9 protein-coding genes, 1 tRNA gene and 3 rRNA genes (1 of these 13 only partly in view) are annotated in these 15,175 nt (G+C 41.8%); 1 reads left to right on the top strand and 12 read right to left on the bottom strand.

All coding sequences use genetic code 11. The features are described from left to right. Positions 1-29 precede the first annotated feature (29 nt). From PQ460_RS03585 to PQ460_RS03550, 8 genes are all read right to left on the bottom strand, one after another. Positions 30-1,022, bottom strand: a complete 993-nt coding sequence (locus tag PQ460_RS03585) for a PIN/TRAM domain-containing protein (RefSeq protein ID WP_274171823.1) — start codon at positions 1,020-1,022, stop codon at positions 30-32. Between the two features lie 105 nt (positions 1,023-1,127). Then, complete coding sequence (gene pssA / locus PQ460_RS03580; RefSeq protein ID WP_069328328.1) at positions 1,128-1,838, bottom strand: CDP-diacylglycerol--serine O-phosphatidyltransferase; 711 nt, start codon at positions 1,836-1,838, stop codon at positions 1,128-1,130. Positions 1,839-1,893: 55 nt separating this feature from the next. Beyond that, entirely contained in the window at positions 1,894-2,970 is a 1,077-nt protein-coding gene (disA, locus tag PQ460_RS03575; protein WP_204827281.1) for a DNA integrity scanning diadenylate cyclase DisA, read from the bottom strand. 12 nt (positions 2,971-2,982) lie between these two features. Continuing rightward, positions 2,983-4,350, bottom strand: a complete 1,368-nt coding sequence (gene radA, locus PQ460_RS03570; RefSeq protein WP_204827247.1) for a DNA repair protein RadA — start codon at positions 4,348-4,350, stop codon at positions 2,983-2,985. A 198-nt stretch (positions 4,351-4,548) separates the two neighbouring features. Next, on the bottom strand, positions 4,549-7,044 hold the full coding sequence (gene clpC / locus PQ460_RS03565) for an ATP-dependent protease ATP-binding subunit ClpC (protein WP_273613677.1): 2,496 nt from the start codon (positions 7,042-7,044) through the stop codon (positions 4,549-4,551). Positions 7,045-7,064: 20 nt separating this feature from the next. Next, positions 7,065-8,138 (bottom strand): protein arginine kinase, encoded by a 1,074-nt coding sequence (locus PQ460_RS03560; protein ID WP_204827245.1) that lies wholly within the window; start codon positions 8,136-8,138, stop codon positions 7,065-7,067. Positions 8,139-8,151: 13 nt separating this feature from the next. Beyond that, on the bottom strand, positions 8,152-8,676 hold the full coding sequence (locus tag PQ460_RS03555) for a protein-arginine kinase activator protein McsA (protein ID WP_273616361.1): 525 nt from the start codon (positions 8,674-8,676) through the stop codon (positions 8,152-8,154). Positions 8,677-8,703: 27 nt separating this feature from the next. Further along, the gene (locus PQ460_RS03550; protein ID WP_204827244.1) at positions 8,704-9,165 is read right to left on the bottom strand and encodes a CtsR family transcriptional regulator; all 462 of its coding nucleotides are present in this window, start codon (positions 9,163-9,165) and stop codon (positions 8,704-8,706) included. Positions 9,166-10,006: 841 nt separating this feature from the next. Here PQ460_RS03550 and serS point away from each other — a divergent pair. Then, complete coding sequence (serS, locus tag PQ460_RS03545; RefSeq protein ID WP_274171822.1) at positions 10,007-11,290, top strand: serine--tRNA ligase; 1,284 nt, start codon at positions 10,007-10,009, stop codon at positions 11,288-11,290. A gap of 345 nt (positions 11,291-11,635) precedes the next feature. Here serS and rrf read toward each other — a convergent pair. The 4 genes from rrf to PQ460_RS03525 all read right to left on the bottom strand — a co-directional run. Next, positions 11,636-11,752: ribosomal RNA gene (gene rrf / locus PQ460_RS03540) — 5S ribosomal RNA — on the bottom strand. A 64-nt stretch (positions 11,753-11,816) separates the two neighbouring features. Continuing rightward, positions 11,817-14,739, bottom strand: a 23S ribosomal RNA gene (locus PQ460_RS03535). Positions 14,740-14,884: 145 nt separating this feature from the next. Next, positions 14,885-14,960: transfer RNA gene (locus tag PQ460_RS03530), tRNA-Ala, on the bottom strand. Between the two features lie 138 nt (positions 14,961-15,098). Further along, positions 15,099-15,175, bottom strand: a 16S ribosomal RNA gene (locus PQ460_RS03525); it runs 1,476 nt beyond the window's last position. Together the 16S, 23S and 5S rRNA genes with 1 tRNA gene alongside form the textbook arrangement of a ribosomal RNA operon.

The raw sequence follows: 15,175 nt of genomic DNA, 5'->3' as shown, positions 1-15,175 counted from the left end.
ATTAAAAGGAATTGTCTCTGAATCGTAGCTTATTCAGAACGATGTAACTTGGCAAAAACCATTTTTCCATTCGCTGTTTGTAATACACTGGTCACGATCACTTCACATTCTTGTCCGATATAGGGTTGGCTATCTTCTACCACAATCATTGTTCCATCATCCAGATAAGCGATACCTTGCCCTGCTTCTTTACCTGATTTGATAATCGCTGTTGTTACAATTTGTCCTGCACGCAGAATAGGCTTCATAATCGAAGCAAGGGTGTTGAGATTCAACACATGGATATGCTGGAGATGAGCCAGTTGTTGTAGATTGCTATCGTTGGTAATTAAGGTAGCCGATGTATCCAAAGCCAATCGAAGCAACTTGTTATCTGTAGGCTCTGTCTCTGGGTACTGGGTATTTTGGATAATGACTTCTACCTGTTCTAGTTGTTGCAAATGAGCGATCACTTCAAGTCCTCTTTTCCCTCGATGACGACGTAACGTATCTGAAGAATCTGCAAGCAATTGTAGTTCATGTAATATAAAATCCGGTACAAATACTGAGCCCTCGATAAATCCATCCTGACATAATTCTATAATTCTTCCGTCTATCGCTATATTACTATCGATTATTTTGTTCATCGAAGATGGTACTGGTTCGGCAGGAGATTCATGTTTCCAAAAAGAAAGAATATCTTCGCTTTTGGTAATTCCTATTCGCAATCCAACATAACCTAAAATGGTCATCAAAATCGCTCGAATAATCTCTCCTATACTTCCTAACCATAACATAATAAATGAACTAAGTAATCCAAGTAGTAAACCTATCGCAAGCCCACTCGTTCCTGTAATCATTAACGAGATCGGTACAGTTAATAGATGGTTTTTGGTGCATTCTACAAAATGCACTAATTTACGTACACTAAGTACAGCAACAGCCAACATAATTACGATAACAGCGAGACTAATCCATAGTTCTTTCATACCTTCTTGTTCTTCAATCCAACCTTTTGGAAATCCTATTAATTGTTGCCACATGCTTGTAATCTCCTTACATAATCTATTTTTTCCATGAAAAAAAGCATTCATTTCCCGGGAAGTAGAGAAATAAATGCTTTTAAGCATAACATGTGCTGTAACGGTTTATCGAAGCGATTCTTTTTCTTTTTTAGAACGACGACGTATCAGACGATCTATACTTTGCTTCACGCCTAACAATGCATATAAAGCTAACGGTACAAAAATCAATTTGGATACCTGATTAGGAAACATGACTGCGATAAATACAGCAGCAATAATCACCCAAGGAGCTAACCATAAAGCTTTACGTGGAATACCTGCTTTTTTAAAATTAGGATAGCGTACACGACTTACCATCAAATACGACAATAAAATAGTACTTATAATCATATACGGTGTAGTCACATCATTATGAAATAAAGACAAGGTAGCTAATACACCACCAGCTGCTGGGATAGGTAATCCTGTAAAATAACCAGGAACTCCAGCACGTACATTAAATCTTGCTAGACGAAGTGCTCCACACATAGGAAAAATTAAAGATGCCGAAATCGCTAATACCGGATTTAATTCTTTAAATGCTATATCGTACATAATGATAATAGGTGCTACACCAAAAGAAACTAGATCAGACAATGAATCCAATTCTTTTCCAAACTCACTTTGCGCATTAAGTGCGCGTGCCATACGACCATCCAGACCGTCCATCAACATCGCTATTATAATCATAATGGCGGCAAGACTGTAATTATCATTCAGTGCCATTAGAATAGCTACCATTCCAAGACATAAGTTAAATAGTGTACAAATGTTTGGAATTGACTTTGTTATCATTTTTTCACCTCAAAGATGGATATATTAACCAGTTCATCTCACGATTGTAGCTAAATTAAATTTGTCTGTCAATGAATACTTGATCTTGGATACGATGCAAACCTGCTCGAATCGTCCGTGCGCGTACTTCACCGATACCTTCTACTTCATCCAAGTCATCAATACTAGCGGCAATCACATGATGCAATGCTCCAAACCGTTCCACCAAATTATGGATAATTACATTAGGCAAACGTGGAATTTTACTAAGTACACGATATCCTTTAGAAGCAATCACTTCTTCAGATTGAGCCGCTGCTGTTGGATATCCCAACAACTTAATAATTTGAGTGATATCTAACAATTCATTTTCAGTAGTTCGTTTAAGACTGTTTGTAATTTCGTTGAGACGTTCTTCGCTAGTATCCCGACCATAGTCTTTTAACAATAATACAAACTCTTCTTCTGTATTTCCGATCAGTTCTTCCATTTGCATCGTAATCAAGCGACCTTCAACACCTAATTCGTTGACATAGCGGCGAATCTCTGTCTGAATACGCAATACCATTTCTACGCGTTGAACCACACCTGCAACTTCGGTAATCGTAACTAACTGTTCAAATTCAGAAGCAGTCAAATTCGTGAAAGATTGACTCAATACAGCCCGGTACCGTTCTAACGTCTGAATCGCTTGATTGGCTTTTGTCAAAATAACACCAATTTCTTTTAGTGCATATCTAAGATTACCCTGATATAGCGTAATAATATTCCGACGCTGTGAAATTGAAATAACAAGTTCTCCGGTTTGCTTGGCTACACGTTCTGCTGTACGATGTCGAATCCCTGTTTCTGACGATGAGATCGAAGAATCAGGAATCAACTGCGTATTCGCATATAAAATACGTTTTAGATCATCACTTAAAATGATCGCTCCATCCATTTTACCAAGTTCGTACAAGTAGTTTGGTGAAAAATCACAGTCAATTGAGAATCCTCCATCGACAACTTCTCTAACTTGCGGGCTGTAACCAACCACAATCAATGCTCCTGTTTTGGCACGCAATACATTTTCCAAGCCATCCCGAAAAGCAGTGCCAGGTGCAACCATCTTCAACAAATTATTCATCTTCTCAAGCTGACCGAGTTCTTTCATCATCTTGTCCCCCTAATCTAACGCAGCCTTTAATGCTTCTGCTACCGTATTAACTCCAATTAATTGAATACCTTTAGGATGCTTCCATCCTTTCAGACTTTTTTCTGGTAAAATCACTCGTTTAAATCCTAATTTTGCTGCTTCTTTCACACGCTGCTCTGCGCGAGATACTCCGCGAACTTCTCCAGTCAATCCAATTTCTCCAAAGATCACATCATCTGGTTTGGTTGGAGCATCTTTGAAGCTTGAAGCTAAGCTTACAGCAATTGCTAAATCTACCGCAGGTTCATCTAGTTTAACCCCACCGGCTACGTTTAGATAAGCATCTTGATTTTGTAAAAACATCCCCATTCGTTTTTCCAATACAGCAATAATGAGACTCAAGCGATTATGATCTACACCTGTACCCATCCGCCGTGGAGAAGGAAAATGAGTCGCAGCGACAAGAGCTTGTAATTCAACAAGCATAGGACGTGTGCCTTCCATGCTAGCTACAACTGTTGAACCTGCTACTCCTATCGAACGTTCTGATATAAATAATTCTGACGGATTAGAGACTTCGATCAATCCATCTTCATGCATTTCAAAAATACCCATTTCATTTGTTGAGCCAAAGCGGTTTTTGACAGCTCGTAATATGCGGTACGTATGATGACGTTCCCCTTCAAAATAAAGAACACAGTCTACCATATGCTCCAACATTCTTGGGCCTGCAATAGCACCTTCTTTGGTAACATGTCCAACAAGTACTGTAGCGACACCACGAATTTTGGCTACTCTCATAAAGCGTGATGTACATTCCCGTACTTGCGATACACTACCAGGAGCACTTGTGACTTCTGGTTGATAGACCGTCTGTATCGAATCAATCACTAGAAAATGAGGATCTAATTGATCAATCGCTTCCTCGATCAAATCCATATTACTTTCACACAGTACAAATAACTGATCAGATAATGCTCCAAGTCGCTCTGCACGTAACTTGGTCTGCCTTACAGATTCTTCTCCTGATACGTAAAGAACACGTAGCCCTGCTTGTGTTAGTGCATGTGAAGTTTGTAATAACAACGTAGACTTACCAATACCAGGATCTCCACCTACTAATACTAGCGAACCTGGCACTACACCGCCACCTAAGACGCGGTTAAGCTCTCCGATACCAGTCTGAATACGCGGTTCTTTCCCGCTTTCAATTTCAGTAATCGCTTGTGGTTTCTGCTTGGTTTGAAATAAAGAAGAATTCATTCCTTGCGTTTTTACGTTGCTTTCTTTTTCTTCCACCATACTATTCCAAGACTGACACCCCGGGCATTTACCATACCATTTTGGAGATTCATATCCACATTCTGTACAAAAAAACTTGGTTTTGACTTTAGCCATGGATAACTCCCTCTATATTGATGTCAACTTATTATAAGCTTAACATTCTATACGTTTTATCGTAAAACAATATTGTAAACTTTACATTTTTGCGCTACATCTTCTCTATTATAACATCAAAAAGGTTGATCCCGGAGCAATTTCTGCTCTTAAGGACCAACCTTTTATTAGACGTAAATTAGATGAAATAAGTTACACTCAGTTAGATGATTTTGCTTCATCTGATTCTGTAGTATCGATAGAAACGTTCTCGACAGGCTCTTCTGTTTTAGCTACTTTCTCTACAGTCAAAGCGCCATCTTTTTCATCGATAATAAGTGTATCACCTTTAACAATACCACCAGTTAGCAATTCTTCAGACAATTTGTCTTCGATATGCTTTTGAATAGCACGACGTAGTGGACGTGCACCATAAGCAGGATCGAATCCTTCTTTAGCCAAGAATGCTTTAGCTGTGTCTGTCAAAGTGAAATCTACAGCATATTCACGTAGACGTTTGCGAAGTTCTTCAGACATCAATGTTACGATCTCAGCAATATGTTTTTGTTCCAATGAGTGGAATACAATCGTATCATCAATCCGGTTCAAGAACTCAGGACGGAAACTACGTTTCAACTCATCTGTTACTTTGCCCTTCATGTTGTTGTAATCTGCTCCTGAATCAACAGCAGCGGTGAATCCAAGTGTAGAATTACGACGAATCGCATCTGCACCAACATTAGAAGTCAAAATAATCAACGTATTACGGAAATCGACAACACGTCCTTTAGAATCAGTAAGACGTCCATCTTCTAGTACTTGTAGTAAAATGTTAAATACTTCTGGGTGAGCTTTTTCAATCTCATCCAATAACACTACAGAATACGGTTTGCGACGTACTTTCTCTGTCAATTGACCGCCTTCTTCATATCCTACATATCCTGGAGGAGCTCCTACTAGACGTGAAGTAGAATGTTTCTCCATGTACTCGGACATATCAATACGGATAATTGCATTTTCATCGCCAAACATAGATTCTGCCAAAGCACGAGCCAATTCTGTTTTACCAACCCCTGTAGGACCTAAGAAGATAAAGGAACCCATAGGACGTTTAGGATCTTTCAATCCAGCACGAGCACGACGAATCGCACGGCTGACAGCGATAACAGCTTCATCTTGACCGATTACACGTTGATGCAATAGATCTTCCATATTCAACAGACGATCTGTTTCTTCTTCTTTCAATTTCGTTACCGGAATTCCTGTCCAGCTAGCTACGATATCAGCAATATCTTCTGGAGTAACTTCGGAATCGGTACGACCTTGTTTTTCTTTCCACTGATTTTTCGTTGTATCTAATTCTTCACGAATTTTTTGTTCTGTATCACGCAAAGCTGCTGCTTTTTCAAATTCTTGACTTTGTACAGCCGCATCTTTCTCTTTACGGATATCTTCTAAACGGCTTTCCAATTGTTTAAGATTTGGCGGAATCGTATAAGAGTTCAATCTTACTTTAGATCCTGCTTCATCGATTAAATCAATTGCTTTATCCGGTAAGAAACGATCTGTAATATAACGATCAGACAATTTAACAGCTTGTTCGATAGCTGCATCTGTAATTTTTACACGGTGATGGGCTTCATAACGATCGCGCAATCCCATTAAGATCTGAACAGCTTCTTCTGGAGAAGGTTGATCTACAGTAATGGGTTGGAAACGCCGTTCCAATGCTGCATCTTTTTCGATATATTTACGGTACTCATCAAGTGTTGTTGCACCGATACATTGTAGTTCACCACGAGCCAATGCAGGTTTCAAAATATTAGAAGCATCAATAGCCCCTTCAGCTCCACCAGCACCGATCAACGTATGCAACTCATCAATAAACAGTACAATGTTACCTGCTTGACGAATCTCATCCATAATTTTTTTCAAACGATCTTCAAACTCACCACGATATTTAGTTCCAGCTACTACAGAACCCATATCCAGTGTCATAACGCGTTTGTCGCGCAATGTTTCAGGAATTTCATTGTTGATGATTTTTTGTGCTAATCCTTCAGCGATTGCTGTTTTACCAACCCCTGGTTCACCAATCAACACTGGATTGTTTTTGGTACGACGGCTTAGAACTTGAATCACACGCTCAATTTCTTTACTACGTCCAATAACAGGGTCCAAATTACTATCTTTAGCAATAGCAGTCAAATCGCGTGCTAGGCTATCTAGCGTAGGCGTACTTACATTTGCTGGTGTACCATGATGACTGGATACTGCCTCATTACTACCAAGCAATTGCAATACTTGTTGACGCGCTTTGTTTAAGCTAATACCTAGATTATTTAGAACACGAGCTGCTACTCCTTCACCTTCACGAATCAATCCCAATAAAATGTGTTCTGTACCTACATAGGTATGACCCAATTTACGAGCTTCATCCATAGAAAGTTCGATGACTTTTTTAGCACGTGGTGTATAAGCAATATTGGTAGGTTGTTCTTGACCTCTACCGATAAGAGATTCAACTTCATCTTGAATTTTTTCAAGTCCAAGACCTAGACCGATAAGTGCTTTGGCTGCAATGCCTTCACCTTCACGAATCAAACCAAGCAAAATATGCTCTGTACCAATATTATTGTGACCCAAACGAACTGCCTCTTCTTGTGCCAACGCAAGAACCTTTTGCGCACGTTCCGTAAATCTACCAAACATCATATCTAAAGCACCTCCACGGTTTAGTCTTGTACGTTTACTTTACTTAATGTATTACGGATCAATTGCGCGCGGTACATATCGCTTTCTCCTGACCCCATTTTAACACCGAATGTTTTCTGAAGAAAACCCGGTTGTGTCATTATCGTTAATTCGTTCATTTGTGTAACCGAAGCCTTGTCGATCAGACCCAGATCTACGCCTAGACGCACATCTGAAATGCGTTGAAATGCTTCTTTGGAATCCATCATTGTTGCATAAGACAATATTCCGTACGAACGCATAATGCGATCTGTAACACGTAACTTCGATTCACTGAGTAGACGACTGCGAGCATGATGTTCATACTCAATCATTTGCAACACAACACTATGCAAGTTATCAATGATCTCTTCTTCTGATAGACCTAATGTAATCTGGTTAGAAATTTGAAAAATATTTCCGATCGCTTCACTACCTTCTCCATATAACCCGCGTACAGCGAGCCCTACTTGAGATACAGCAGATAATACACGACCTACCTGATTCATAATAGCTAATGCAGGTAAATGTAGCATAACAGACACTCTAAGCCCTGTACCTACATTTGTTGGACAACTGGTAAGATAACCTCTGCGATCATCAAAAGCAAAGTCCACTACATCTTCAAAAGCATCATCGATCTGAGTAGCACGTTCCCATGCTTCTTGCAATTGAAAGCCTGGATACAAACACTGAATACGCAAATGATCTTCTTCATTGACCATAATACTAACGGATTCATCATCTGTTAGCAGAACAGCTCCACTTTTGGAGTCATTCAACAAATTCGGACTGATCAAATGTTTTTCCATCAAGACTTGTCGATCTACATCTTCTAATTCATCCAAAAGCAATGGCTCAAACGGTCCGAGAGCTTGAAGTGCTTCATTACTAAGCACTTCTGTTAGCTGGTTCCGTGTCTCTTGCGCCTGCTCCATATTTGCCAGAATCGGGAAAGGGTGATGTATCAGATTACGGGCTATACGCACCCTACTACTGATAACAACATCCGAATATTCTCCGCCCTTTTGCATCCAATCGCTCAAAGGTTTTTCTGTAAAACGGAGATTCGGCATAAGTTATTCCTCCTTATGACTCCTGTGAAATTTGTTTTTCTAGCTCGCGTATTTCATCTCTTAAATGTGCGGCTTCTTCAAATTCCTCATCAGCAATACGCTGTTTCAACTCTTGCTTCAAGTCAGTCATTTGACGTTTGATTTTTACTTTGATCCCGCCTCGTTTAGGAAGCTTACCAGCATGAGCAGTACTGCCATGCACTCTTTTAAAAAGAGGATCTAATTGATTATCAAACGTTTTGTAACAAGAGCTACACCCAAATCGTCCTAATTTACGAAATTGAGTATATGTCATACCACATTCTTCACAATGGACATCTTCACTGCATTGACCGGCGAGTTGCCCTTTACTGCTTGAATCAAAATCCATCAACCCTGACAGTAGACTGTGAATTGAAAAGCCTCCTGAAGTTCCTGGAATCAATTCACCTTTTTCACGGGCACAAGTTTCACAGATATGAAACTCATTTTTTTCACCATTTACAATCTTTGTAAAATGAAGAGTTGCCGGTCTTACCTGACATTCTTGACAAATCATCATGTATTGCCCCTTTCTCCCGAATGATTAGGGACGAAGTAATGCAATCAACATCGCCTTCATCATTCTTGCACGGATCTCATCCCTGTAGGGAAGCTTGATCGAAATAACATCTCTACATACTGCTGCACGCATCAGTTCCGCTTCACGATTAGAAATCACTCTAGCTTCTAGCAACTGGTATAGTAAACCTTCAGCAGCTGTCTGACTCATATGCTGTCCAATACTTTCATGAATATGAGTATGAAGGATAGCTTGAGCAGGCAATTCAAGACGCCGTATACGAATATAGCCACCGCCACCACGTTTACTTTCAACCAGATATCCTTTTTCCAATGTAAAACGTGTACTAATTACATAATTGATCTGCGAAGGTACACAAGAGAATTGATCAGCTAAATCGTTACGCTGTATTTCTACTGCTCCTTCTCCACTATCTTGCAGCATTCGTTTTAGATATTGTTCGATAATGTCGGAGATATTACGCATTGTATATTCCTCCATCATGTTTTAAAACATTTACTTATTCTAAATTTGACCCATTTATCATAAGTTCAAAATAGCAGATAAATATCACTTAACCATAAACCTAATCGTAAGAAACCAAAGAAGACAGCATTTGATGATACAACAATAGATTCATGAATAATCTGATCATTATAATCAAAAGTTCATAAATCTTATTTACCATCAAATCTTCAGGCATATTCACGTCATCTAATAACTGTATTCATCATTACTTTGACTATGCGCTGACTTTGACTTTCTTTGACTTTAAATTAATTATAACATATTTTCAGAATTTGCCAAGGGGTTACAGCAAAATATAATACAGAAAATCATATTTTTTAGAATTTAGTTTTTCGCAATTGAATTAAATATTAATAATCTGATGATATATCGTTTTTATAATATATAGTTCTTGCTATCGTTTACTATTCTTAATATCATTCTTGTAGTATTTAAGTTTCATAAAGACTGGCCCCTAATAATATTTCCCTAATATCTAATTTTGATAAAAACTAGACCTTGACACTTTTTTCAACTATACGATACAATACAACAAATTCAATATTACGAAATGGCCATCGAAAGGAATCCAACCTGGAGGCGTTTTCGCCAAGAGATAGCATAAGCGAATAGTCACTGCTTGCTATTTCCTAAGTTAAACGGTTTTCGCCCGTTATCGCGAAACCTAAGAGGATCAGATACACTATCTGTATTTGATCAAGTTGGGTGGCACCGCGAGCAAAAAGCTCCTCGTCCCAAGTGATGAGGAGCTTTTTTGTGCATTTTACCTTTATATTAGGAAAAAAGGAGCGGTTATTTTATGTTAGATATCCAGTATATTAAAAATCATGCTACAGCATTACAAGAGGTCGCAGATCAAAAGAAAATAAGTATATCTATTGCAGAACTTCTTGAAAAAGCTCAGCTTAAAAATCAGTACTTGCAACAAATCGAACAACTCCGTCAACAACGAAACCAATTAACACAGACAATCAGTAGCCATATGCAAAATAAATCGGTATTGCCTACCGACACTGTCCACCAGCTTAAAGATCAAGTGAAACAAATCAATCTACAACTTCAGCAATTGGAACAAACCAGTCAATCTGTTCAACAACAGTATGCTCGATTGATGGAATTAGTCCCTAACTATGTTTCTCCAGATACTCCGATCGGTCAATCAGACGCAGATAATATCGTTATTCGTACATGGGGAACACCACAACAGTTTGCATTTCCTTTTAAAGATCATATCGAACTAGGCGAAATCCATCAGATGATAGATATTACAAGAGGAGTCAAAACAGCAGGAAGCCGCAATTACTATTTAACAGGGGCAGGTGCTCTATTACACAGAGCGGTTCAACAACTTGCTTTAGATACACTACTAGCCAAAGGATATACTCCTATGGAAGTACCTACATTGGTGAGAGGCTCTGCATTAAGTAATACAGCTTTTTTCCCTTTGGGCATTGATCAGACATTTAAAATAGAGAACGAAGATAAATGGTTAACAGGAACTTCTGAAGTCGCTCTTGTATCTTATTATCAAGATGAGATCATTGATCTGTCTCAAGGTGCTATTCGTTTAGCAGCAGTTTCTCAGAATTTCCGTAGTGAAGTAGGATCAACCGGTAAAGATGTACGAGGACTTTATAGAGTTCATCAATTCGCTAAAGTCGAACAAGTTATCTTTTGTGAAGCTAATGCCGAGATATCTGAGCAAATTCATCAAGAGATTACAGCAAATGCAGAAGAATTACTTCAATTGCTAGAACTTCCTTATCAAGTAGTAGCCGTATGTACAGGCGATATGTCTCAAAAAACCTACAAACAATATGATATTGAGACATGGATGCCGAGCAGACAAAGTTATGGTGAGACTCACTCTTCTTCTAATATCCATGACTTTCAAGCTAGACGAGCTAATATACGTTATAGAGATCACGAGGGACAGCTTCAGTATTGTCACACTCTTAATAATACAGCTGTAGCTTCACCGCGTATACTGATCCCTTTGCTAGAAAATCATCAACGTGAAGATGGAAGCATCTATATCCCTATGGCACTTCGCCCTTATTTAAATCATAAAGAGCAATTATAAATATGTATATCTTGCAATAACTTTATAATTATCTTTTAAAAACGATCTTCATATTTATTTAATTATAATGATTTAATTAGGTGAACTAGCGGAATCAACAGACCTACATCTATAAAAGAAATCCTATATGTATAAAACAGAATCATACAAAATAGCATATAAATAAAAAGAACACCTCTTTTGCTCAAAAGAAGTGTTCTTTTTTATGTATTTCGACTAATTTAGTTATTTTAATAATTGTCTTAAAACTCTGCCGAACAAGTATCTACTTATTATGAAAGATAATTAGAACAAAAAAAGAGCGACTCCTACAATCAGGAATCACTCTTTTGGGTCTTGCTCGTTGCTTGGCAACGTCCTACTCTCCCAGGACCCTGCGGTCCAAGTACCATCGGCGCTGGAGGGCTTAACGGTCGTGTTCGGGATGGGTACGTGTGTAACCCCTCCGCCATCATTACCAAACAGGCAGGTGTGTTGCTCCCTGAAAACTGAATCCGAAAACGAAAACCATCGCGTGTTAGCTTATTTGGATAAGCCCTCGACCGATTAGTATTGGTCAGCTCCATGCCTTGCGGCACTTCCACCCCCAACCTATCCACCTCGTCGTCTACAAGGGGTCTTACATACTGGGAAATCTCATCTTGAGGGGGGCTTCACGCTTAGATGCTTTCAGCGCTTATCCCTTCCGCACGTAGCTACCCAGCGATGCTCCTGGCGGAACAACTGGTACACCAGCGGTGCGTCCATCCCGGTCCTCTCGTACTAAGGACAGCTCCTCTCAAATTTCCTACGCCCACGACAGATAGGGACCGAACTGTCTCACGACGTTCTGAACCCAGCTCGCGTACCGCTTTAATGGGCGAACAGCCCAACCCTTGGGACCTACTTCAGCCCCAGGATGCGATGAGCCGACATCGAGGTGCCAAACCTCCCCGTCGATGTGGACTCTTGGGGGAGATAAGCCTGTTATCCCCAGGGTAGCTTTTATCCGTTGAGCGATGGCCCTTCCATGCGGTACCACCGGATCACTAAGCCCGACTTTCGTCCCTGCTCGACGTGTCTGTCTCGCAGTCAAGCTCCCTTATGCCTTTACACTCTTCGAATGATTTCCAACCATTCTGAGGGAACCTTAGGGCGCCTCCGTTACACTTTAGGAGGCGACCGCCCCAGTCAAACTGCCCACCTGACACGGTCCCTGTACCGGATCACGGTACGAGGTTAGAACTCAAATGCGATCAGGGTGGTATCCCAACGGCGCCTCAACCGAAGCTTGCGCTCCGATGTCTACGGCTCCCACCTATCCTGTACAAATCGCACCCCAGTTCAATATCAAGTTGCAGTAAAGCTCCATGGGGTCTTTCCGTCTTGTCGCGGGTAACCTGCATCTTCACAGGTATTAAAATTTCACCGGATCTCTCGTTGAGACAGCGCCCAAATCGTTACGCCATTCGTGCGGGTCAGAATTTACCTGACAAGGAATTTCGCTACCTTAGGACCGTTATAGTTACGGCCGCCGTTTACTGGGGCTTCGGTTCATAGCTTCGCTTGCGCTAACCACTCCCCTTAACCTTCCAGCACCGGGCAGGCGTCAGCCCGTATACTTCGCCTTGCGGCTTCGCACAGACCTGTGTTTTTGCTAAACAGTCGCTTGGGCCTTTTCACTGCGGCCCCCTCGTGCTATTCACACTACCGGGGCACCCCTTCTCCCGAAGTTACGGGGTCATTTTGCCGAGTTCCTTAACGAGAGTTCTTCCGCGCGCCTTAGAATTCTCTTCTCACCCACCTGTGTCGGTTTACGGTACGGGCACCTGCTTCCTGGCTAGAGACTTTTCTTGGCAGTGTGAAATCATGACCTTCGCTACTATAATTTTCGCTCCTCATCACAGCCTGGCCTTGGGGTATGCGGATTTGCCTACATACCAGCCTCACTGCTTGAACGGACATCCATCAGTCCGCGTCACTATCCTCCTGCGTCATCCCATTGCTCATAACGGCTTTCGGTGGTACAGGAATTTCAACCTGTTGTCCGTCGACTACGCCTTTCGGCCTCGCCTTAGGTCCCGACTTACCCTGAGAGGACGAGCCTTCCTCAGGAATCCTTGGGTTTTCGGCGGATCAGATTCTCACTGATCTTTTCGTTACTCATACCGGCATTCTCACTTGAATGAGGTCCAGCGCTCCTTGCGGTACACCTTCAATCTTCATTCAACGCTCCCCTACCCCTGATACAACGTATCAAGCCATAGCTTCGGTGGTGTGTTTAGCCCCGTTACATTTTCGGCGCAAAGTCACTCGACCAGTGAGCTATTACGCACTCTTTCAATGGTGGCTGCTTCTAAGCCAACATCCTGGTTGTCTGTGCAACTTCACATCCTTTCCCACTTAACACACACTTGGGGACCTTAGCTGATGGTCTGGGCTGTTTCCCTTTCGACAATGGATCTTAGCACTCACTGTCTGACTCCCGGAATAAAGTCTGTGGCATTCGGAGTTTGACTGAACTTGGTAACCCTTGCGGGCCCCGCATCCAATCAGTGCTCTACCTCCACGACTCATCTTCCGAGGCTAGCCCTAAAGCTATTTCGGGGAGAACCAGCTATCTCCAGGTTCGATTGGAATTTCTCCGCTACCCCCACCTCATCCCCGCACTTTTCAACGTGCGTGGGTTCGGGCCTCCAGTACGTGTTACCGTACCTTCACCCTGGACAGGGGTAGATCACCTGGTTTCGGGTCTACGTCCACGTACTTAGTCGCCCTATTCAGACTCGCTTTCGCTGCGGCTCCGGCTTTTCACCTTAACCTTGCACGGGAACGTAACTCGCCGGTTCATTCTACAAAAGGCACGCCATCACCCAGTAATAGGGCTCTGACTTTTTGTAAGCACACGGTTTCAGGTTCTATTTCACTCCCCTTCCGGGGTCCTTTTCACCTTTCCCTCACGGTACTGCTTCACTATCGGTCGCTAGGGAGTATTTAGCCTTACCAGATGGTCCTGGCAGATTCATACGGGGTTTCACGTGCCCCGCACTACTCGGGATCCGTCTCGGAGAGAGAATCATTTCATCTACAGGGCTTTCACCTTTTTTAGCGGGCCTTTCCAGACCTCTTCAATTACGATACTCCTTTGTAACTCCAAAGAGACGTCCCACAACCCCAACAAGCAAGCTCATTGGTTTGGGCTGTTCCGCGTTCGCTCGCCGCTACTGACGGAATCACTCTTGTTTTCTGTTCCTGAGGGTACTTAGATGTTTCAGTTCCCCTCGTCTGCCTCTGCACACCCTATGTATTCAGGTGTGAGTAACTGGAGATGAATCCAGTTAGGTTTCCCCATTCGGACATCCCCGGATCACAGCTTGCTTACAGCTCCCCGAGGCCTTATCGTTGTTCGCCACGTCCTTCATCGGCTCCTAGCGCCTAGGCATCCACCGTGTGCTCTTAGTAGCTTAACCTAAGTGTTTCTATTTCTAGAAACGGTGTATTTCAATTTCTCGCCTACTGCTGTTTACACAGTTTGTAGAGAAGAAACCTTCTAAAACGCGATGTTTCGTTTTCGGTATCCAGTTTTCAAGGATCAACAAGTATAGATAGAAAATATGGTGGAGCCAAGCGGGATCGAACCGCTGACCTCCTGCGTGCAAGGCAGGCGCTCTCCCAGCTGAGCTATGGCCCCGCAAATTCTATCAAAACTAAACAACGAGTGAGTGTGTCACCACTTGGATGACCACAGATCCACCGAAGTGTTCTGCGTTTATCTTTCCCGAAGGAAAGACGTTCGAATGTTTCCGTTGCAGGAAACGATTCTCCATAGAAAGGAGGTGATCCAGCCGCACCTTCCGATACGGCTACCTTGTTACGACTTCACCCCAATCATCTACCCCACCTTCG

The organism is Paenibacillus sp. KACC 21273 (assembly GCF_028736095.1).
Classification (GTDB): Bacteria; Bacillota; Bacilli; order Paenibacillales; family Paenibacillaceae; genus Saccharibacillus; species Saccharibacillus kyungheensis.
The sequence above is the reverse complement of the archived record's forward strand: the minus strand, read 5'-3'. Positions and strand labels throughout refer to the sequence as shown.

Bases quoted from the DNA above. Each gene is read 5' to 3' on its own strand.
- disA (WP_204827281.1), bottom strand. From the start codon at position 2,970: ATGAAAGAACTCGGTCAGCTTGAGAAGATGAATAATTTGTTGAAGATG.
- PQ460_RS03585 (WP_274171823.1), bottom strand. From the start codon at position 1,022: ATGTGGCAACAATTAATAGGATTTCCAAAAGGTTGGATTGAAGAACAA.
- clpC (WP_273613677.1), bottom strand. From the start codon at position 7,044: ATGATGTTTGGTAGATTTACGGAACGTGCGCAAAAGGTTCTTGCGTTG.
- radA (WP_204827247.1), bottom strand. From the start codon at position 4,350: ATGGCTAAAGTCAAAACCAAGTTTTTTTGTACAGAATGTGGATATGAA.
- PQ460_RS03560 (WP_204827245.1), bottom strand. From the start codon at position 8,138: ATGCCGAATCTCCGTTTTACAGAAAAACCTTTGAGCGATTGGATGCAA.
- serS (WP_274171822.1), top strand. From the start codon at position 10,007: ATGTTAGATATCCAGTATATTAAAAATCATGCTACAGCATTACAAGAG.
- pssA (WP_069328328.1), bottom strand. From the start codon at position 1,838: ATGATAACAAAGTCAATTCCAAACATTTGTACACTATTTAACTTATGT.
- PQ460_RS03555 (WP_273616361.1), bottom strand. From the start codon at position 8,676: ATGATTTGTCAAGAATGTCAGGTAAGACCGGCAACTCTTCATTTTACA.
- PQ460_RS03550 (WP_204827244.1), bottom strand. From the start codon at position 9,165: ATGCGTAATATCTCCGACATTATCGAACAATATCTAAAACGAATGCTG.